Origin of the sequence: Streptomyces canus, assembly GCF_030816965.1 — a bacterium.
GTDB lineage: Bacteria > Actinomycetota > Actinomycetes > Streptomycetales > Streptomycetaceae > Streptomyces > Streptomyces canus_E.
The window spans coordinates 7,415,053-7,434,473 of sequence record NZ_JAUSYQ010000002.1; the positions used below are offsets into that span (position 1 = coordinate 7,415,053).

At 71.6% G+C, this 19,421-nt stretch carries 18 protein-coding genes and 1 pseudogene; 10 read left to right on the plus strand and 9 right to left on the minus strand.

What is annotated here, in order from left to right:
• The first annotated feature begins 157 nt into the window (after positions 1-157).
• On the plus strand, positions 158-1,540 hold the full coding sequence (locus QF027_RS35155; RefSeq protein WP_307079147.1) for a sensor histidine kinase: 1,383 nt from the start codon (positions 158-160) through the stop codon (positions 1,538-1,540).
• On the opposite strand, the gene QF027_RS35160 is transcribed toward QF027_RS35155, so the two are convergent.
• The 3 genes from QF027_RS35160 to QF027_RS35170 all read right to left on the minus strand — a co-directional run bounded on the left by QF027_RS35160 (position 1,530) and on the right by QF027_RS35170 (position 4,674).
• Positions 1,530-2,525 (minus strand): TAXI family TRAP transporter solute-binding subunit, encoded by a 996-nt coding sequence (locus tag QF027_RS35160; protein ID WP_306975525.1) that lies wholly within the window; start codon positions 2,523-2,525, stop codon positions 1,530-1,532. The genes QF027_RS35155 and QF027_RS35160 overlap by 11 nt on opposite strands.
• Before the next feature lie 435 nt (positions 2,526-2,960).
• A complete protein-coding gene (locus QF027_RS35165; RefSeq protein ID WP_307079149.1) occupies positions 2,961-4,184 on the minus strand; it encodes a cation:proton antiporter in 1,224 nt (407 codons plus the stop codon).
• 4 nt (positions 4,185-4,188) lie between these two features.
• Positions 4,189-4,674 (minus strand): cation:proton antiporter regulatory subunit, encoded by a 486-nt coding sequence (locus tag QF027_RS35170; RefSeq protein ID WP_059207261.1) that lies wholly within the window; start codon positions 4,672-4,674, stop codon positions 4,189-4,191.
• Between the two features lie 74 nt (positions 4,675-4,748).
• On the opposite strand from QF027_RS35170, the gene QF027_RS35175 reads away from it, so the two are divergent.
• Entirely contained in the window at positions 4,749-5,783 is a 1,035-nt protein-coding gene (locus tag QF027_RS35175) for a HAMP domain-containing sensor histidine kinase (RefSeq protein WP_307079152.1), read from the plus strand.
• Complete coding sequence (locus QF027_RS35180; protein WP_069761575.1) at positions 5,783-6,436, plus strand: response regulator; 654 nt, start codon at positions 5,783-5,785, stop codon at positions 6,434-6,436. The genes QF027_RS35175 and QF027_RS35180 overlap by 1 nt, the downstream gene beginning before the upstream one ends.
• Here QF027_RS35180 and QF027_RS35185 read toward each other — a convergent pair.
• Positions 6,423-6,842 carry a hypothetical protein gene (locus tag QF027_RS35185; RefSeq protein WP_307079154.1) on the minus strand — a complete coding sequence of 140 codons (420 nt, stop codon included), beginning with the start codon at positions 6,840-6,842 and terminating at the stop codon, positions 6,423-6,425. The genes QF027_RS35180 and QF027_RS35185 overlap by 14 nt on opposite strands.
• A 101-nt stretch (positions 6,843-6,943) precedes the next feature.
• Positions 6,944-9,832: a SpoIIE family protein phosphatase gene (locus QF027_RS35190; RefSeq protein ID WP_306975514.1), complete on the minus strand. Its 2,889-nt coding sequence runs from the start codon at positions 9,830-9,832 to the stop codon at positions 6,944-6,946.
• 169 nt (positions 9,833-10,001) lie between these two features.
• Here QF027_RS35190 and rutA point away from each other — a divergent pair, with 169 nt between their 5' ends.
• Complete coding sequence (gene rutA / locus QF027_RS35195; RefSeq protein WP_307082607.1) at positions 10,002-11,075, plus strand: pyrimidine utilization protein A; 1,074 nt, start codon at positions 10,002-10,004, stop codon at positions 11,073-11,075.
• A 65-nt stretch (positions 11,076-11,140) separates the two neighbouring features.
• Here the strand turns inward: rutA and argG are convergent, their stop codons facing one another.
• Positions 11,141-12,595, minus strand: coding sequence for an argininosuccinate synthase (gene argG / locus QF027_RS35200; RefSeq protein ID WP_306975512.1), 1,455 nt, complete (start codon positions 12,593-12,595; stop codon positions 11,141-11,143).
• Positions 12,596-12,867: 272 nt separating this feature from the next.
• Entirely contained in the window at positions 12,868-13,608 is a 741-nt protein-coding gene (locus QF027_RS35205) for a LuxR C-terminal-related transcriptional regulator (protein ID WP_307079156.1), read from the minus strand.
• A gap of 511 nt (positions 13,609-14,119) precedes the next feature.
• On the opposite strand from QF027_RS35205, the pseudogene QF027_RS35210 reads away from it, so the two are divergent.
• The 4 genes and pseudogenes from QF027_RS35210 to QF027_RS35225 all read left to right on the plus strand — a co-directional run.
• A pseudogene (locus QF027_RS35210) lies at positions 14,120-14,275 on the plus strand (response regulator transcription factor); the annotation flags it as partial.
• A gap of 92 nt (positions 14,276-14,367) precedes the next feature.
• Complete coding sequence (miaB, locus tag QF027_RS35215) at positions 14,368-15,894, plus strand: tRNA (N6-isopentenyl adenosine(37)-C2)-methylthiotransferase MiaB (protein ID WP_306975505.1); 1,527 nt, start codon at positions 14,368-14,370, stop codon at positions 15,892-15,894.
• 49 nt (positions 15,895-15,943) lie between these two features.
• A complete protein-coding gene (locus tag QF027_RS35220; RefSeq protein WP_306975503.1) occupies positions 15,944-16,228 on the plus strand; it encodes a hypothetical protein in 285 nt (94 codons plus the stop codon).
• Between the two features lie 10 nt (positions 16,229-16,238).
• A complete protein-coding gene (locus QF027_RS35225) occupies positions 16,239-16,952 on the plus strand; it encodes a class III extradiol dioxygenase subunit B-like domain-containing protein (RefSeq protein ID WP_306975501.1) in 714 nt (237 codons plus the stop codon).
• 105 nt (positions 16,953-17,057) lie between these two features.
• Here the strand turns inward: QF027_RS35225 and QF027_RS35230 are convergent, their stop codons facing one another.
• Together QF027_RS35230 and QF027_RS35235 are read right to left on the minus strand one after the other, a co-directional pair.
• Positions 17,058-17,315 (minus strand): antitoxin, encoded by a 258-nt coding sequence (locus QF027_RS35230; protein WP_306975499.1) that lies wholly within the window; start codon positions 17,313-17,315, stop codon positions 17,058-17,060.
• Positions 17,316-17,339: 24 nt separating this feature from the next.
• A complete protein-coding gene (locus QF027_RS35235) occupies positions 17,340-17,675 on the minus strand; it encodes a hypothetical protein (protein ID WP_306975497.1) in 336 nt (111 codons plus the stop codon).
• Positions 17,676-17,858: 183 nt separating this feature from the next.
• Here QF027_RS35235 and miaA point away from each other — a divergent pair, with 183 nt between their 5' ends.
• Positions 17,859-18,797, plus strand: a complete 939-nt coding sequence (miaA, locus tag QF027_RS35240) for a tRNA (adenosine(37)-N6)-dimethylallyltransferase MiaA (protein ID WP_306975495.1) — start codon at positions 17,859-17,861, stop codon at positions 18,795-18,797.
• Positions 18,798-18,905: 108 nt separating this feature from the next.
• Positions 18,906-19,409, plus strand: a complete 504-nt coding sequence (locus QF027_RS35245) for a hypothetical protein (protein WP_307082609.1) — start codon at positions 18,906-18,908, stop codon at positions 19,407-19,409.
• Positions 19,410-19,421: the final 12 nt, after the last annotated feature.

Below are 19,421 nucleotides of genomic sequence, written 5' to 3' on the forward strand. Positions count from 1 at the left end.
CGGTGTTCGGCCGTGCCGGGGCGCGGTACGGCCGAGGCTGGGCGCGGGCGGGAACCGGAAGCAGAACCTCCGCGTGTGCCGTGCGGCCGTGGTGCCCCACGGTGGTGCCCGGGTGCGTCGGAGCTCGCGGCTTCGGACCGCGGCGTAGGCGGGGCCCGTGCGTACACGTCTTCTTCCGCTGCTCATCGTCCTCATGGCCGCCGTGCTGATGGCCCTGGGCGTGCCGCTCGCCATCGGTGTTGCCTCCGCCCAGCAGCAGAAGGTCGTCGTCGACCGGATCGACGACACCGCGCACTTCGCCGCCCTCGCCCAGTTCGTCACCGACGCCTCCGACGAACGCCTGGAGACGCTGGAGAGTGAACTCGCCAGCTACTACAAGGTCTACGGCATTCGTGTCGGCGTTTTCTACGACGGTGATGTGCCCATGGCCACCGCGCCCCGCGGATGGTTCCTCCCCCGGGAGGGCGAGGTGCGCGACGCGTTCGGCGAGGCGCTGCTCAGCCGCCGAAGCCAGGACCCCAAGCAGGTCTGGCCCTGGCAGCGGGGCCGGCTCGTCGTCGCCTCGCCGGTGATCCGGGACGGCGACGTCATCGCGGTCGTCGTCACCGACTCGCCCACCGGGCCGATGCGTTCGCGGATCCTGCACGACTGGCTCGTCATCTTCGCGGGCGAACTCGCCGCCATGCTGCTGGCCGTCGGCGCCGCGCTGCGGCTGACCGGCTGGGTGCTCAGGCCCGTGCGGGTCCTCGACGCCACCACCCACGACATCGCCACCGGCCGGCTCAAGTCCCGGGTGGCGGTGGCCGGGGGGCCGCCCGAACTCAGGAGACTGGCCCGCTCGTTCAACGAGATGGCGGACAACGTCGAGGACGTGTTGGAGCAGCAGCGGGCGTTCGTCGCCGACGCGTCCCACCAGTTGAGGAATCCGCTCGCGGCCCTGCTGCTGCGTATCGAGCTGCTCGCCTTCGAACTCCCCGAGGGGAACACCGAGATCGCCTCCGTGCAGACGGAGGGCAAGAGGCTGGCCCAGGTCCTCGACGACCTCCTCGACCTCGCGCTCGCCGAGCACACCGAGGCGGACCTCAGGATCACCGACATCGGGGAGCTCACCGCCGAACGGGTTGCCGCCTGGACACCCACTGCCGAGGCCAAGGGCGTGCGGCTGGTGGGGAGTTGTCCGCCCACCACCGCCTGGGCCGACCCCGTCACGCTCTCCAGCGCCCTCGACGCGGTCATCGACAACGCGATCAAGTTCACGCCGAAGGACGAGACCGTCGAGGTCACGGTCGCCGCGGACGGGGACACTTCGACGGTCGTGGTCGCCGATCGCGGCCCCGGGCTCACCGATGAGGAACTCGCGCGTGTCGGCGACCGGTTCTGGCGCAGCGGGCGGCATCAGAACATCAAGGGGTCCGGTCTCGGGCTGTCCATCTCGCGGGCGCTGCTGGCTGCCGGTGGCGGGGCGATCTCGTACGGCCACCATGAGCCGCACGGGCTGGTGGTGACCGTCTCCGTGCCCCGTAGCGGCCCTACGGTTTGACCGAGCGGTAGTAGCGGCGGGCGCCCTCGTGGAGGGGGACCGGGTCGGTGTAGATCGCTGTGCGTACGTCCACCAGCTGGGCGGAGTGGACGTCGTGGCCGATGCCGTCCCTGCTCTTGATCACGGTCCGGGTGAGCCATTCGGTGAGCTCGGGGTCCATGTCCTTGCGGGTGATCAGCAGGTTGGAGACGGCCATCGTCGGGACGGTCGTGTTGTTCTGGACGGACGGGTACGCCGACGCCGGCATGTTGGTGGCGCGGTAGTAGCGGGTGGGCTCGCCCTCGGCGTGCAGCTTCGCCACGAGGGAGGGCTCGATCGGGATGAAGCGGAACGCGGAGCGTTCGGCCAGCTGCTTCAGACCGTCGGTGGGCAGGCCGCCGGACCAGAAGAACGCGTCCAGGCCGCGGCCGAGGAGTTTGGGGCCGGTGTCGATGCCCGCGGCCCTGGGCCGGATGTCCTTGTCCGGGTCGATGCCGGCGGCGTCGAGCACGCGGTCCGCTATCAGTCGTACGCCGGAGTTGGGGACGCCGATGGAGACGCGCTTGCCCTTCAGGTCGGCCACGGTGCGGATGTCCGAGTCGGCCGGGACGACGAGCTGTACGTAGTCGTCGTAGAGGCGGGCCACGCCGCGGAGCTGGTCGGCGCCGGGGTCGCCGTTCTGCTGGTAGGTCTCCACGGCGTCGGCCGCGGCGATGGCGAAGTCGGACTGTCCGGTCGCCACGAGTCTGACGTTCTCCTGGGAGCCCGCGCTGGTCTCCAGTTTCACCTTCAGGTCAGGCATGTCCTTGCGGATCTCCTTGCGGAGGAGGTCGCCGTACTTCTGGTAGACGCCTGCCTTTGTGCCCGTGCTGAAGGTGATCGTGCCGGCCGGGGGGTCCTCACCCAGCGGGAGCAGCCACCACAGGAGCAGGCCGAGGGCCACGATCGTGGCGGCCGCGGTCTGGAGCGCCTGGCGGCGGCTGAGGCGGGGGAACGGCTTGGGCATGCCGGTGATCCTGCCAGGGGGATGGAGGGCTGACCAGTGCCTCCGGCGGTTGGGCGGGGGTGCCTGCGGCGGCCTGTGCGGGTTGGGCGGGGAGTGCCTGCGGCGGCCTGTGTCGGCTCGGTGGGGGCGGGCGTTCTGCGCAGTTCCCCGCGCCCCTGAGTGCCTGCGGCGGCCCGTTTCGGTTCGGTGGGGGCGGGTGTAGCGCGTGCGGTGGGTGGGTCGGGGCCGGGTCCGGCAGTTGCTGTTGCTTCGGCTGTACTCGGCAACGGACGCCGGCCGCTGCGGGCGGACACCCCTCGCCCCGTCCCCGGCGCGCCGTACGCGGCCAACGGTCCGTCGGGGCGCGCGGTGCGGCGAACGGTCCGTCGTGGCGCGGGGAACTGCGCGACCAGCCCCCACCGGCTCGCAGCCGCCCGACAACCCCACCCGGCCCCCTTAGGCGCCGTCCCGCCCCACCGACGCCTCCGCCACCCGCGAACCGCTCTCCGTCGTCGTCGGGGACTCGCGGCGAGCCGTCAGTCGTGTCGCCAGGGGCTCCGTGTAGCGGGCCGTGAGGGGTCCGAGGATGACCAGGATGAGGACGTAGGCCGTGGCCAGGGGGCCCAGGGAGGGCTCTATGCCGGCCGAGACCGCCAGGCCCGCGATGACGATCGAGAACTCGCCGCGGGCCACCAGGGCGCCGCCCGTGCGCCAGCGGCCCTTGCGGGAGATCCCGGCACGGCGGGCCGCCCAGTAGCCGGTGGCGATCTTGGTTGCCGCGGTGACCAGGGCCAGGGCCAGGGCGGGGAGCAGGACCGGGGGGATGCTCGCCGGGTCCGTGTGGAGGCCGAAGAAGACGAAGAAGACCGCGGCGAAGAGGTCCCTCAGAGGGCTCAGGAGGGTGTGGGCGCCCTCTGCCACCTCGCCCGAGAGTGCGATGCCCACGAGGAACGCGCCCACGGCTGCCGAGACTTGCAGTTGCTGTGCCACGCCCGCCACCAGGATCGTCAGGCCCAGGACCACCAGCAGGAGCTTCTCCGGGTCGTCGCTCGAGACGAAGCGGGAGATGACGCGGCCGTAGCGGACCGCTACGAACAGGACCAGGCCCGCGGCTCCGAGTGCGATGGCCAGGGTCAGGCTTCCGGCCAGCAGGCCTGCTCCGGCGACGAGGGCGGTGACGATGGGCAGGTACACCGCCATCGCCAGGTCCTCCAGGACCAGGACGCTCAGGATGACCGGGGTCTCCCTGTTGCCGACCCTGCCCAGGTCGCCCAGGACCTTCGCTATGACGCCGGAGGAGGAGATCCAGGTGACGCCCGCCAGGACCACGGCCGCCACCGGCCCCCAGCCCAGCAGGAGAGCGGCTGCCGCTCCCGGGAGGGCGTTGAGGGCGCCGTCGACCAGGCCGGAGGGGTAGTGGGCCTTGAGGTTGGTGACCAGGTCGCCGGCCGTGTACTCCAGGCCGAGCATCAGGAGCAGGAGAATGACGCCTATCTCGGCGCCTATCGACACGAACTCCTCGCTCGCCCCCAGCGGGAGCAGGCCGCCCTCGCCGAAGGCCAGGCCGGCCAGGAGGTAGAGGGGGATGGGGGAGAGGCGGAAACGGGCGGCGAAACGGCCGAGGAGACCCAGGCCGAGGATGATCGAGCCGAACTCGATCAGCAGGACCGCGGAGTGCACGCGTTCACTCCCGCCCGAGGATCGCCGCGGCGGCGTCCACGCCCTCGCGGGTGCCCACGACGATGAGGATGTCGCCGCCCGCCAGGCGGAAGTCCGGTGCGGGGGACGGGATCGCCTCGGCCCGGCGCAGGGCCGCCACGACGGACGCGCCGGTGTCCGTGCGCATCTTCGTGTCGCCCAGGACCCGGCCGTTCCAGCGGGAGCCGGCCGCCACCTCGATGCGCTCCGCCACCAGGCCCAGGTCCGAGGTGTAGAGCAGGCTCGCGCTGTGGTGGGAGGGCTTCAGCGCGTCGATCAGGGCGCCCGCCTCGGAGCCGGTCAGGCGCAGCGACTGGGCGCAGGAGTCGGGGTCGTCGGCCCGGTACACGCTCACGGTGCGGGCACCGTCGCGGTGCGCCACCACGGAGAGATGGCGGTCCTCGCGGGTCATGAGGTCGTACTGGACCCCGATCCCCGGCAGCGGCGTCGCCCTCAGGCGTGGTGCAGACACGTTTCTTCCCCTTGTGGTTCGTGTGGTCACGGGTGCCGGGTTCGCATGCTGCCAGGTCCCCGTACGGTGGCGACATGGGTGACGTGACGGATATACGCGAGCGGCGGGGCCCGGCGAGACTGGCTCCTCGAGCGTCGTACGAGAGGGGCGAGGGCAGGACCGTGTCGCTGTTCTGGCGGATCTTCTCGCTCAACGCCGTGGGCCTCGTCGTCGCCGCCGCGCTGCTGCTGGGGCCGGTCACCGTGTCGACGCCCGTCCGGCAGGGGGAGGCCGTGGTCGTCCTCGGGGGGCTCGCTCTGCTGCTGGCCGCCAACGCTGTCGTGCTGCGGGTCGGGCTCGTCCCGCTCCAGCGGCTGGGGCGGGCCATGGCAGCCGCTGATCTGCTGCGCCCCGGGGTGCGTGCGCCCGTCTCCGGTCCTTCCGAGACGGCCGCGCTGATCACGACGTACAACACCATGCTCGACCGGCTGGAGGCCGAGCGGGCGACCGGCGCGGCCCACGCGCTCTCCGCGCAGGAGAGGGAGCGGCATCGCATCGCGCGTGAGCTGCACGACGAGGTCGGGCAGACGCTGACCGCCGTTCTGCTCCAGCTGAAGCGAGTCGCCGACCGGGCGCCGGAGGAGCTGCGGGAGGACGTGGGACAGGCGCAGGAGGCCACTCGGGCCGGTCTGGACGAGATCCGCCGGATCGCGCGCCGACTGCGGCCCGGGGTGCTGGAGGAGCTCGGGCTGCCGAGTGCGCTGCGCTCCCTGGCGGCCGAGTTCACCACGCACGGGCTGACCGTGCGCCATCACGTCGGGGGCGATCTGCCCCGGCTGACCGAGGAGTCGGAACTGGTCGTCTACCGCGTGGCCCAGGAGGGCCTGACCAACACCGCGCGGCACTCTGCCGCCGACCGGGCCGAGGTACGGCTCCAGCTGGTCGCCGGGGGTGTCGAGCTCCTCGTGCGCGACAACGGCAGCGGGCTGGGCGGGGCGGTCGAGGGAGCCGGGATACAGGGCATGCGGGAGCGGGCGCTGCTGGTGGGGGCGGTGTTCTCGGTGGCGCCGGGGCCCGGGCGGGGGACGGATGTGCGGTTGCGGATACCGGTCGCGGCGGGGGTGCGCTGATGTCCGGGCCGACCCGTGTGCTGCTCGCCGACGACCACACTCTCGTACGGCGGGGGGTGCGGCTGATTCTCGAGGGCGAGCCGGACCTCACGGTCGTGGCCGAGGCGGGCGACGGCGCGGAGGCGGTGGAGCTGGCACGCGCGCGTGAGGTCGATCTCGCCGTGCTGGACATCGCCATGCCACGGATGACCGGGCTCCAGGCGGCTCGCGAGCTGTCCCGGCGGCTGCCGGACCTGCGGATCCTGATCCTGACGATGTACGACAACGAGCAGTACTTCTTCGAGGCCCTCAAGGCCGGGGCGAGCGGATACGTCCTCAAGTCCGTCGCCGACCGCGATCTCGTCGAGGCGTGCCGGGCCGCCGTGCGCGACGAGTCCTTCGTCTACCCCGGGGCCGAGCGGGCCCTCGTCCGCTCCTACCTCGACCGGCTGCACCGCGGTGACGACCTTCCCGCGCGGGCCGTCACCGAGCGCGAGGAGGAGATCCTCAAGCTCGTCGCCGAGGGGCACACCACGAAGGAGATCGGCGAGCTGCTGTTCATCAGCGCGAAGACGGTCGAGCGGCATCGCGCGAATCTGCTGCACAAGCTGGGGATGCGGGACCGGCTGGAGCTGACCCGGTATGCGATACGGGCAGGGCTCATCGACCCTTGAGGCGGGTCTGCGGCTGTGTGGCCCGACGCCGCCGCACCACGTACGCACCCGCGAGCCCGGCCCCGCCGAGTGCCAGCGCCCCCCCGACCGCCCGCTCGAAGCCGGCCGGGCCCACGCTGCCACCGGACCCGCCCTGGACACCGAGCGTCGGAAGAGGCGTGGCCACGCTCACGGCCTCGGTGCCCCTTCGGGGCAGCACCTCACAGGCGATGCCGTCGTCCCGTCCCTGGTCCTCGTCGAGCCGGTCGGCGTCGGTGGGGTCGAGGTCGAACACCGCCTGCGCGTCCTCCTGGAAGCGGAAGTCGGCGCAGTCCAGGTCGCCTTCAGCGTGTGCGACGCCCGTCAGCGGTCCCGCGGTGGCCAGGACCGCCATCGCGGCGCCGGTGAGTGTGGTGCGTATTCCCATGGGTCGTGCCTTTCGGGTGGGGCCTGAACAGCCGTCACCGCGACCCTAGGGACGCGCCCCGGCGTCCGGCCCGTTGTGCTGGGCCGAACGGGCACGCGTCGTCACAGGAGTGCGTCCCAGTCCTCGTCGAAGTCCCCGGGGTTCAGGAAGAGCACGTCCGACGGCCGGTCCGGGCCCCGCAGGGACTGTTCCGTCCAGATGCACTTGCCCGTGGGGGTGTAGCGGGCGCCCCAGCGGGTGGAGAGGGCCGAGATGAGCTGCAGACCCCGGCCGCCCTCGTCGGTCTCCGTGGCCCGGCGGATGCGGGGCATGGTCTGGCTGCCGTCGTAGACCTCGCAGATCAGCTCGGTGGTGTGCAGAAGGCGCAGGCGGACGGGACCGCGGGCGTGCCGGACGACGTTGCCGACCAGTTCGCTGACCAGGAGCTCCGTGGTGGCGGACAGGGCGTCCAGCTCCCAGGCCGCGAGCTGTTCACGGACGTGGCGGCGGGCCTGGCTCGCCGCCTTCGGGTCCTCGGGCAGGGACCAGCCGGCCATCCGGTCGGCCGGCAGCGCGTGCAGGCGGGCGACCAGGAACGCCGCGTCGTCGGCCGCCTGCTGGTCCGTCGGCAGGAGGCCGGCCGTCAACGTGTCGCACAGGCGTTCAAGGTCTACGGCGGTCCCGTCGGCGTGGGCGGCGCCGAGCAGCCGCGCCAGCTCCGCCATGCCCTCGTCGATCTCCCGCTTCGCCGATTCCACCAGCCCGTCGGTGTACAGCACGAGCAGACTGCCCTCGGGCACCTCCAGCTCGGCCGTCTCGAACGGCGGCTTGGCGGCCCCCAGCGGGGGATCGGCGTCCGGTTCGGGGAAGTGCACGGTGCCGTCGGGCCGTACGAGAGCCGGCGGTGGATGGCCGGCCCGGGCGATGGAGCAGACCCGGGTCGTCGGGTCGTAGAGCGCGTACAGACAGGTGGCGTACGACGCCTCGCCCATGCCGCCGACGATGTCGTTGAGGTGGCCGAGGATCTCGCCGGGCGGCAGCTCCAGGTCGGCCAGGGTGTGCACCGCGGTGCGCAGCCGGCCCATGGTGGCCGCCTCCGGCAGACCGTGGCCCATCACGTCGCCGACGACCAGCGCGACCTGTCCGCCGGAGAGCGGGATGAGGTCGTACCAGTCGCCGCCCACGTCCGCGCCCGGTCCGGCCGGCAGGTAGCGCGCGGCCGCCGTGCACGCGGGGAGGTCGGGCAGCGCCTGGGGGAGCAGACTGCGCTGGAGTTCCCGGGACCGGGTGCGCTCGGCGTCGTAGAGGCGGGCCCGCTCCAGGGACTGGGCGACGAGAGCGGTGATCGTGGTGAGCAGGGCGCGTTCCTCGTCGTCGAGCAGCCGCGGCCGGTCGAAGGAGACCACGCACACCCCGAAGGTGTGCCCGGACGCCGTCAGCGGCAGGAAGGCCCAGGACTTCTTCTCGCCGCGGGCGGGGAAGCCGGCCAGTTCGGGATAGCGGGCGGCGTACTCGTGTGCCGAGGACATGAACAGCGGGAGGCCGGACGCGATCGTGTCCCAGGCGGGATCGCCGGTCGCCGCCCGGGAGCGGCTGTCGAGAAGGGCCACGAATTCCTGGGGGTAGCCGACCGCACCGACGTGGTGGAGCCGGTTGCCCTCGCTGACCTGGACCATCAGCCCGGAGGCGGCGAACGGCGGCAGCACCCGCCGGGCGACCGCGTCCACCACGTCCCGTGACGTCGTCGCCTTGGCGAGCTCCGTGGTCAGCTCGGCGATGCGCTGCGCCCGCTCGGCCGCGGCCCGTTCCGTGGCCTGTCGCTCCTCCGCCAGCCGGCGCTTCTCCGTGACGTCCTGGAAGTACAGGGTGCGGCCGTCGGGGCCCGGCACCAGCCGCACATGCAGCCGCCGCCGGCAGTCCGCGAGATACACGTCGAAACCGGCGGGCTTCTCCTGGGCCCCGGCCTCCAGACAGTCCTCCTTCAGGCCCGGGACCTGCCGGGTGGCCGGCAGGTCCCACAGCAGGCGACCGAACAGCTCCTCCTCGGAGAAGCCGAGGAAGCGTTCCGCCTCCAGATTGGCGAAGGTGATCCGCCACTCGTCGTCCACCGCGAGGAAGCCGTCGCTCATGTGTCTCAGGGCCCTGCTGAGGGCGTCGCGCGCGGTGCGCGACTCGTTGCTCTCCCAGCCCACCCCGATCATCCGGAGCGGCTCGCCCTGCTCGTCGTAGGTGGCCCGGCCGCGGGCCTGCGTCCAGCCCCAGGTGCCGTCCAGGCGCCGTACGCGGTACTCGGCCTCGAAGACGCTGTGGTCGAGGATGGCCTGCTGCGCCGCCGCCAGCGTGGGTGCCAGATCGTCGGGGTGGACGATCCGCATCCAGTTGTCGATCCGGCCGGTGAAGTCGGTCGGGCGGGTGCCGTACAACGCCAGGGCGGCCTCGTCCCAGATCAGATCACCGTTGCGGATGTCCCAGTCCCACGAGCCGACCTGAACCTCCTTCAGGGCCTGCCGGAGCCGTTCGCCGCCCAGTTCCGTCTGGGAGGGGCCGGACGGCGGTGGTGCCTGGGCCATGCGGTCCTCGGTCCAGGCGACGACGTCCCGCAGGAAGTCCCAGTGCTGCGGGGTGGGTTCGCCCCGGTCGCCGGCCAGGACGGTCAGCGCGCCGATGCTGCGCCGGCCGCTGAACACCGGGAGGGCGGCGAGGCCGGTGCCGGGCCAGGGAACCTCGTCCTGCGCGTCCTGGGACAGCGGCACCCAGACACCCTCGCCCTGCTGGAGCGCGCGGGCCGGAGCCAGGGGGCCTTCCTGGTCGACGATCTCCAAGGAGCGGGTGAGGTCGGGCGGCAGACCGACGGACGACACCAGACGCAGCGCGGACATCGGGCCGCGCAGGTGCATGGCCCCGCCGAGCGCGCTCAGCTCGCCGACCGCATGCCCGAGCGCCAGCCGGAAGACCTCGCTCTCCGTCGCTCCAGGGGTGACCGTGCCGAGAAGAGCGAGCCGCGCGTTCATGGAGGGAACCTATCGTTCCCGTTTCCGTTCGAAACCTGCTTCACAGTTTCCGACGAGCTGTTTCCCACCCCTCCTTTACCTCAACTACCCATACTTCACAGGAAGTTGCCGAAATACCGGCCGTGTACCGTGCCGTCGGACCGGGCAGTCTCCGATCATGAGGAGCGGCATGGACATCGGTGTCTTCATCCCCATCGGCAACAACGGCTGGCTCATCTCCAAGAGTTCCCCGCAGTACATGCCGACCTTCGAGCTCAACAAGGCGGTCGTGCAGAAGGCCGAGGAGCACGGGTTCGACTTCGCCCTGTCCATGATCAAACTCAAGGGCTTCGGCGGCGAGACCGAGTTCTGGGACCACTGCCTGGAGTCGTTCACGCTGATGGCGGGCCTGGCCGCGGTCACCGAGCGGATCAAGCTGTACGCCTCCACGCCGATCCTCGCCCTGCCGCCGGCGATCGTCGCGCGCATGGCGGTCACGGTCGACTCCATCGCCCCTGGGCGGTTCGGCGTCAACATCGTCACCGGCTGGGCGCCCGGCGAGTACGCGCAGATGGGCGTGTGGCCCGGCGACGAGCACTTCGGCAACCGGTACGCGCGGGCCGTGGAGTACGTGACGGTGATGAAGGAGCTGTGGAGCGAGGGCGTCAGCAACTTCAAGGGCGAGTTCTACGAGATGGACGACTGCGTGCTCTCGCCGCGGCCCACGGACGGGCGCATCGACATCGTGGCCGCCGGGCAGAGCGGCACGGGCATGCGGTTCGCCGCCGGGCACGCCGACTACAACTTCATCCTGGGCAGCGGGGTGAACACACCGCTGGCCTTCTCGGACAGCGCGGCCACGCTGGTGGAGGCGGCGCGGGAGACCGGCCGTGACGTCGGTGCCCTTTCCCTGTTCATGGTCATCGCCGACGAGACCGACGAGGCCGCCCGCGCGAAGTGGCAGGACTACCACGACGGCGCCGACCACGCGGCGCTCGCCTACATGGCGGGGGAGTCGGCCACCGACACCACCGCCGACGACTCCTCCACGGCCCGCACCATCGTGCTGCCCGAGGGCGCCGTCAACTTCAACATGGGGACGCTCGTCGGGTCGTACGAGAGTGTCGCGCGCATGCTCGACGAGGTCGCCGGGGTCGAGGGGACCAAGGGGATCATGCTGGTCTTCGACGACTTCCTCGAGGGCATCGAGAGGTTCGGGACGCGGATCCAGCCGTTGATGCGGTCGCGGGAGGGGCGGACATGAGAAGAGGCCGGTGCGCGGTCGCACCGGCCTCGCTCACGAGGTGAACAGGTCTGTCCGGAGGTGCCTCAGTCCGTGCCGAACTCCATCGCCGCCCGGTCCAGCAGGGCCTCGTCCTCCGAGACCTCGCCGCGGGACGCGATCGCCTCGGCGCCGCCTTCGGGGAGTTCCGGCATGGTGCCGATCAGGCCTGTGGCCGCGGCCTGGGAGGCGCCGATCGTGGGGCTGCCGGTGCCGATCAGGCCGAGGCCGGCGTACTGCTCCAGCTTGGCGCGGGAGTCGGCGATGTCGAGGTTGCGCATGGTGAGCTGGCCGATCCGGTCCACCGGGCCGAAGGCCGAGTCCTCGGTCCGCTCCATCGACAGCTTGTCCGGGTGGTACGAGAACGCCGGGCCCGTGGTGTCGAGGATCGAGTAGTCCTCGCCGCGCCGCAGACGCAGGGTGACCTCGCCGGTGATCGCCGCGCCGACCCAGCGCTGGAGCGACTCGCGGATCATCAGGGCCTGCGGGTCCAGCCAGCGGCCCTCGTACATGAGACGGCCCAGGCGCCGGCCCTCGTTGTGGTACTGGGCGACGGTGTCCTCGTTGTGGATCGCGTTGACGAGACGCTCGTACGCCGCGTGCAGCAGGGCCATGCCGGGCGCCTCGTAGATGCCGCGGCTCTTCGCCTCGATGATCCGGTTCTCGATCTGGTCGGACATGCCGAGGCCGTGCCGGCCGCCGATCGCGTTGGCCTCCATGACCAGGTCGACGGCAGAGCCGAACTCCTTGCCGTTGATGGTCACCGGGCGGCCCTGGTCGAAGCCGACCGTGACGTCCTCGGGCGCGATCTCGACCGACGGGTCCCAGAACCTGACGCCCATGATCGGCTCGACGGTCTCGATGCCGGTATTGAGGTGCTCCAGGGTCTTGGCCTCGTGCGTGGCGCCCCAGATGTTGGCGTCGGTGGAGTACGCCTTCTCGGTCGAGTCCCGGTACGGCAGCTGGTGCGCGACCAGCCACTCGGACATCTCCTTGCGGCCGCCGAGCTCGGTCACGAAGTCCGCGTCCAGCCAGGGCTTGTAGATCCGCAGGTTCGGGTTGGCGAGCAGGCCGTAGCGGTAGAACCGCTCGATGTCGTTGCCCTTGAAGGTCGAACCGTCGCCCCAGATCTGGACGTTGTCCTCCAGCATCGCCCGGACCAGGAGCGTGCCGGTGACGGCGCGGCCCAGGGGCGTGGTGTTGAAGTACGCCCGCCCGCCCGAACGGATGTGGAACGCCCCGCAGGTGAGCGCGGCCAGTCCCTCCTCGACCAGCGCGGCACGGCAGTCGACCAGGCGCGCGATCTCGGCACCGTAGGCCTGCGCGCGACCGGGCACCGAGTCGATGTCGGGCTCGTCGTACTGGCCGATGTTCGCGGTGTAGGTGCAGGGGATGGCGCCCTTGTCGCGCATCCACGCGACCGCGACGGAGGTGTCGAGACCGCCGGAGAAGGCGATGCCGACGCGCTCGCCGGCGGGGAGGGACGTGAGGACCTTGGACATAGGAAGATTATGCATCACCGCGCATGGTCATGCAAAGCCCCTTGGTGTCACCCCTCACGTGATTCACGTCATCCGTCCGGCGGCCCACTGCACGGAGAGATCTGCCCGCCCCTGGCCGACGCGCCGGATCCCGCGTCTCCCGTCGAAGATCCAGGTCCGCGTCGACGTTGTGCCGGTCGATGACTCCACCGGCCGTGCCGGGGCCGTCGACAGCGCGGTGCACACGGCGAGCGCTCCGACCGGGGCCGCCTGGTGCGCGACCGCTCAGTTCGTCAGGCGGGCTGGGGCAGTACGGCGTCCGCCTGGTTGCCGAAACCGGCGTCGCGAGCGCCCAGTGCGGCGGCGGCCCGGTCGTGCACCTCCAGCTTGGTGAAGATGCGGGAGACGTGGTTGCGCACGGTTTTCTCGGCGAGGAAGAGCCGCCGGGCGTCAACGGCCTGGACACGGGAGGCATCCGCCGGCTGCGCGACCTGCTGCGCTCGATGGCCGACGAAGGCCGTACCGTCCTCGTCTCCAGCCACCTGATGACCGAGATGGCCCTGGTCGCCGATCACCTGGTCGTCATCAGCCGCGGCCAACGCCTTTCGGACGCCGGTATGTCGGAGTTCCTCGCGCGCCACGGGCGCTCCTACGTCCGGGTCCGCACTCCCGAACCGGACAGACTCGGAAGGGAGTTGGAGATGTACGGCGCCACCGTGACGCGTATCTCCGGCGCTGGCCTCGACGTCGTCGGGATGCCGGCCGCGGACGTCAGCCGGATCGCCGCGAAGGGCGGCTTCCCGCTGGACGAACGGAGCACCCACGCCGGATCGTTGGAGGACACCTTCCTCGGGGTCATCGGTGAGGCGGGCGCCGCCCGTGGCGGGGGCATCGACGCAGGTACCACAGGTGAGGAAGGCAGGGACTCCCGTGTCCGGGACGCACGCGGCCGTACACGCCGAGACCACCAGGCTGCGCGGCATCCGCGGCACCCAGGTGTGGCTGCTGCTGTTCGCCGTGGTCAGCATCCTCATCGTGGCCTTCGGCGGCAGGTCCGCAAAGAACGCGCTGGTCCGACAACCCGAGCCCACGCTCCGACTTCGCCCCCGAGCAGGCCGAACTCGACGGCATTCTCTACGGCCAAGCTGGCGCTGATCGTGTTCGGCGTGCTCGTCGTCACCGGCGAGCACACGTCCGGCATGATGCGCGTCTCCCTCCTCGCGGTGCCCCGGCGCGGACGCCTCGACGCGGCGAAGATGAGCGTCACCGCCCTGGCGGCCTGTCTCGCGCGCACGAGCGCGCGGGCATGCGCGTCCGCCCTCCACCCCCGCTCGCGTCTCCGTCCCGGTCACCGTCCTCGGCTACCTGGTCACGCAGGCGGCACTCGGGTCCCACGGCTCCTGGCTGGGCGCGAGCGGCGTCCCGCGCGCGCCGGCCGGAGCCGTCGTCTGATCACGGCCGACGCGACGAGGGCGGCGCCCACCCGGAGGACGGCCTGGATCCGGGCGGGCGTGGCGCGGCTGGCGGCGCGGCTGCTTCTGGCCGTCCAACGACGAGATCTCCGAACGCCTCGTCATCAGCATGCCCACGGTGAAAACCCACGTCGGCAGCCTCCTGGCCAAGCTGCACGCCCGGGACCGCGCGCAGTTGGTCATCATCGCCTACGAGGGCGGCCTGGCCGAGCGAGGCATGCCGGCCTGACCGCGGTCCGAGCGTGCCCGGGCTCACAGCGGTCCCGTGCCGGCCGTAGGCGGCCGGGTCTCGCATCTCCCGCGAGCGCCTACCCTTGACCCATGACCAGCAGCAGCGACCGGAGCCCGGCAGTGGACGTTCGATCATCCAAGACATACGAAGTCCGTACCTACGGGTGCCAGATGAACGTCCACGACTCCGAGCGGTTGTCCGGCCTGCTGGAGGAGGCGGGATACGTGCCCGCCCCCGAGGGCGCCGACGGGGACGCGGACGTCGTCGTCTTCAACACCTGCGCGGTCCGGGAGAACGCCGACAACCGGCTCTACGGCAACCTCGGCCGGCTCGCGCCGCGCAAGGCCTCGCGGCCCGGCATGCAGATCGCGGTCGGCGGCTGTCTGGCACAGAAGGACCGCGACACCATCGTGAAGAAGGCGCCCTGGGTGGACGTCGTCTTCGGCACGCACAACATCGGCAAGCTGCCGATCCTGCTGGAGCGCGCGCGTGTGCAGGAAGAGGCGCAGGTCGAGATCGCCGAGTCCCTCGAGGCGTTCCCGTCCACGCTGCCGACCCGGCGCGAGAGCGCCTACGCGGCCTGGGTGTCGATCTCCGTCGGCTGCAACAACACCTGCACCTTCTGCATCGTCCCGGCCCTGCGCGGCAAGGAGAAGGACCGCCGCACCGGCGACATCCTCGCCGAGATCGAGACACTGGTCGGCGAGGGCGTCTCCGAGATCACGCTGCTCGGTCAGAACGTCAACGCGTACGGCTCCGACATCGGCGACCGCGAGGCGTTCAGCAAGCTGCTGCGCGCGTGTGGCGCGATCGAGGGCCTGGAGCGCGTCCGCTTCACCTCCCCGCACCCGCGCGACTTCACGGACGACGTGATCGCGGCGATGGCCGAGACGCCGAACGTCATGCCGCAGCTGCACATGCCCCTGCAGTCCGGTTCGGACACGGTCCTGAAGGCGATGCGCCGCTCGTACCGCCAGGAGCGCTACCTGGGCATCATCGGGAAGGTCCGTGCCGCCATCCCGCACGCGGCGATCACCACCGACATCATCGTGGGCTTCCCCGGCGAGACCGAGGAGGACTTCGAGCAGACCATGCACGTGGTCCGCGAGGCCCGCTTCACGCAGGCCTTCACCTTCCAGTACTCCAAGCGTCCGGGGACCCCCGCCGCGACCATGGAGAACCAGATTCCCAAGGAGGTCGTCCAGGCGCGCTACGAGCGTCTTGTCGCCCTCCAGGAGGAGATCTCCTGGGAGGAGAACAAGAAGCAGGTCGGCCGCACCCTGGAGCTGATGGTCGCCGAGGGCGAGGGCCGCAAGGACGGCGCCACCCACCGCCTGTCCGGCCGCGCCCCCGACAACCGCCTGGTCCACTTCACCAAGCCCGACCAGGAGGTCCGCCCCGGCGACGTGGTCACGGTCGAGATCACCTACGCCGCCCCCCACCACCTCCTCGCCGAGGGCGCCGTCCTCGCTGTGCGCCGCACGCGCGCGGGGGACGCATGGGAGAAGCGGAACGCGGCCGAGGCCGCCGAACCCGCGGGTGTCATGCTGGGCCTCCCGAAGATCGGGATTCCCGAGCCGCTGCCGGCGGCCACGGGCGGCTGCGCGGCGCACTGAGCGCACACCGCCGGGCACGAGGAGAGGCTGGCGGGGCATGGGGCGTTGGGTGATCTTGGTCGACCGCAGGTTCGGGGACCATCAGGACCTCGACGAGGTGGCGCACTTCGAGGGCACCCGGGAAGAGGCCCGCGCCCGCCTGTACGAGATCGCCTGCACCCACCGCCCGGGCGTCCGTCTGCGCCAGAAGCGTCGGCAGGTCTACCGGATCGGTGACGGGGACGCCTACTACGCGCACATCGAGGGCATGATGGCCACCTTCCGCGTGGTGTACCGGCTCGGCGAACTGGAGTGGAGCACCCATCCCGAGTCCTGGCCCTGGGCCTGGAAGTAGGCTGCCGATCATGCTTGTAGCAGCCGCTGTCTGTCCGTGTCCGCCCCTTCTCGTGCCGCCGGTCGCCGCCGGGGCGGCGCCCGAGCTCGACGGGGCCCGCGCCGCCTGCACGGACGCGCTGGGCGTGCTCGCGGCGGCCCGGCCCGACCGCCTCGTCGTCGTGGGGCCGGCCGAGCAGAGGGGGCGCGGCCCGCACCCGCAGGGCGCCCGCGGCTCGTTCCGCGGCTTCGGCGTGGATGTGGACGTGCGGCTCGGACCGGAGCGGGGGCCGGCCCCGCAGCGCCCGCTGCCGACCTCACTCGCCGTCGCCGCCTGGCTGTTGGACCGCGTCGCCTGGTCCGACGCCCCGATCGAGGGACTCGGGGTGGGGGAACCTCTGGAGCCCGAGCGGTGTATTCAGACCGGGAGGGAAATCGCCGCCCGGGCGGAGCGGGTGGCGCTGCTGGTGATGGGCGACGCCAGTGCCTGTCGCACGCTCAAGGCACCCGGCTACCTCGACGAGCGCGCGGCCCCGTTCGACGCGGAGGTCGCGCGTGCGCTGGGCGCGGCCGACGTGGCGGCCCTGCAAGCGCTGGACGCCGAGCCGGCGTACGAACTGAAGGCCTCCGGCCGGGCCTGCTGGCAGGTCCTCGCGGGCGCGGCCGAGGGCGCGGACCTCGGAGGATCGCTGCTGTACGAGGACGCGCCGTACGGCGTGGGGTACGTGGTCGCGACCTGGTCCTGACGGCTGGAGGAGCCGCAGGAGCGGTAGAGGAGTCCTGGGCGGGAAAGGGCGGCCGACCGGGGGCGTCCTGCCCCGCGGCCGTCCGTCGGTGTGCCGTGCTGCCGTTCAGGAAGCCGGCGGCGGCGTGCTGCCGCCCCCCGGCCCCTCTGTGCCGTCCCTGTGCGCGAGTCGGTCCACGGCGTCCCTGGCCTTGCCCGTGCCCGTCTGGATCCTGCCGCTGTACTTTCCCTTGGTCTTCTCGTCCACGATCTTCGCGGCCTCGTCGAGGCCGTGCCGAACCTTGTCCCCGTGCTGTTGCGCGAGGCCGGAGACCTTGTCCTTGGCCGGGCTGAGCTTGGCTTTCACGTTGTCCAGGAGACCCATCGTTCACCTTCCCGCGCGGGGCAGTTACGTGCGGGCGCCCTCACCGGCCTCACGGTCGGCCGCCTCGTCGGCGGACTGCTGCTTGGGGATCTCGACGCCCTCGGTTGCGGCGTCCTCGACGGCCTCCGTCGCCGTCGCTCCGTCCGCGTCCCCGGCTCCCGGCGTCTCGGCGACCTCGACCTCGGGCTTGCCCTCGACCTGAGGCTCGATCTCGACCTCGGCCTTGGTGTCGGTCGACTCCTTCGCCTCTCCCGCCTCCTCCGCCGGGGGTTCGGCCGTCCGGATGTCGGCCTGCGTCTCGGCGGTTGACGCCTCCTCCGTGGCCTTCGACCTCCTGAGAAGTCGTGCGAAAACGCCCATATCCACTCCATACGTTACTCGTGCGGGGCAAACCCCGCGTCGTCCGGAGCGCCCGATTGCGCCACCCGGATCGCCGCCTCCGCAGACAGGGCGGCGGAAACCACGCAACTGGCAACGACACCGGACCCGCGTCGTCACGTAACTCGTTCGAGGTGGTGCTCCTGGGTTTGCGAGACTGGGGCGGTGAGCAGCGCACCCCCCTCCCCCCGCGTCATCGCCGTCGTCGGACCCACCGCGGCCGGAAAGTCCGATCTGGGCGTCTTCCTCGCCCAGCGACTGGGAGGCGAGGTCGTCAACGCAGACTCCATGCAGCTCTACCGAGGGATGGACATCGGCACCGCCAAGCTGACGCCCGAGGAACGCGACGGCGTCCCGCACCACCTCCTGGACATCTGGGACGTGACCGTCACGGCGTCCGTCGCCGAGTACCAGAGGCTGGCCCGCGCCCGGATCGACGACCTGCTCGCCGAGGGCCGCTGGCCGATCCTCGTCGGCGGCTCCGGGCTCTATGTCCGCGGGGCCGTCGACAACCTGGAGTTCCCCGGCACCGACCCCGAGGTCAGGGCCCGTCTGGAGGAGGAACTCGTGCTGCGCGGCTCCGGCGCGCTGCATGCCCGTCTGTCCGCCGCCGACCCCGGGGCCGGCCAGGCGATCCTGCCCAGCAACGGCCGCCGTATCGTCCGGGCCCTCGAAGTGATCGAGATCACCGGCAAGCCCTTCACCGCCAACCTCCCCGGCCACGACTCGGTCTACGACACCGTCCAGATCGGCGTCGACGTCGCGCGGCCCGAGCTCGACGAGCGCATCGCGCGCCGCGTCGACCGGATGTGGGAGGCGGGACTCGTGGACGAGGTGCGGGAGCTGGAGGCGCGCGGGTTGCGTGAGGGGCGCACGGCCTCGCGTGCGCTCGGGTACCAGCAGGTGCTCGCGGCGCTCTCGGGGGAGTGCACGATGGAGGACGCGCGGGCCGAGACCATCCGTGCCACGAAACGCTTCGCGCGCCGTCAGGATTCATGGTTCAGGCGCGATCCGCGGGTGCACTGGTTGAGTGGGGCCGCGGCGCATCTCACAGAACTTCCGCAGCTCGCGCTGGCGTTGGTCGAACGACCGGTCACAGCCTGATCACGTCCTGGCATCGGGACGCTCCGGCCGTCATCCCGGCCTCCGGCGCCGTGCCATCATCGAGCTTCGATCGACCAAGTGGAGTCCGAGTTGGGAGGGCGCGTGGCGATGGAGGCCGGCCCTCGCGACACCGCACAAGGCACCGAGCCCCTCACCGCCGAGAGCGGTGGGCCGGAGCAGGACGCAGACCGTCTGAGCCCCGACGGGCCCGACGACACCCAGGGTGGTGTGACCGCCGACGGTCCCGAGCCCGAGGAGATGTTCCCGGGCGGGGAAGAGGTCGAGGTCGAGCTGCGCCCGCAGCGCCGTCTGCGGATCTGGCAGCTCGCTCCCATCGTCTCGCTGGCCGCGGTCGGCTCCCTGATGTTCGCCTTTCCCCTGGCCTTCGACTTCGGCGACAGCGGAGCGGTGATCGCGATGCTGGGCCTGCTGATCTGCTCCTGCGCGGCGGGCTGGGGCATGATGGCCGCACGCCGGGTTGGTTACACGTGGCCGGGACTGCCGCAGCGGGGGTCCGGCCGCCGCGCGGACTGGCGGGTCGTGCTCGGGTACGCGTTGCTGGTGGCGATTGTGGTCGTTCTCGCGGTCTGGCGCGTAGCGAGGCTCCGCTAGAGGCTTTCAGGG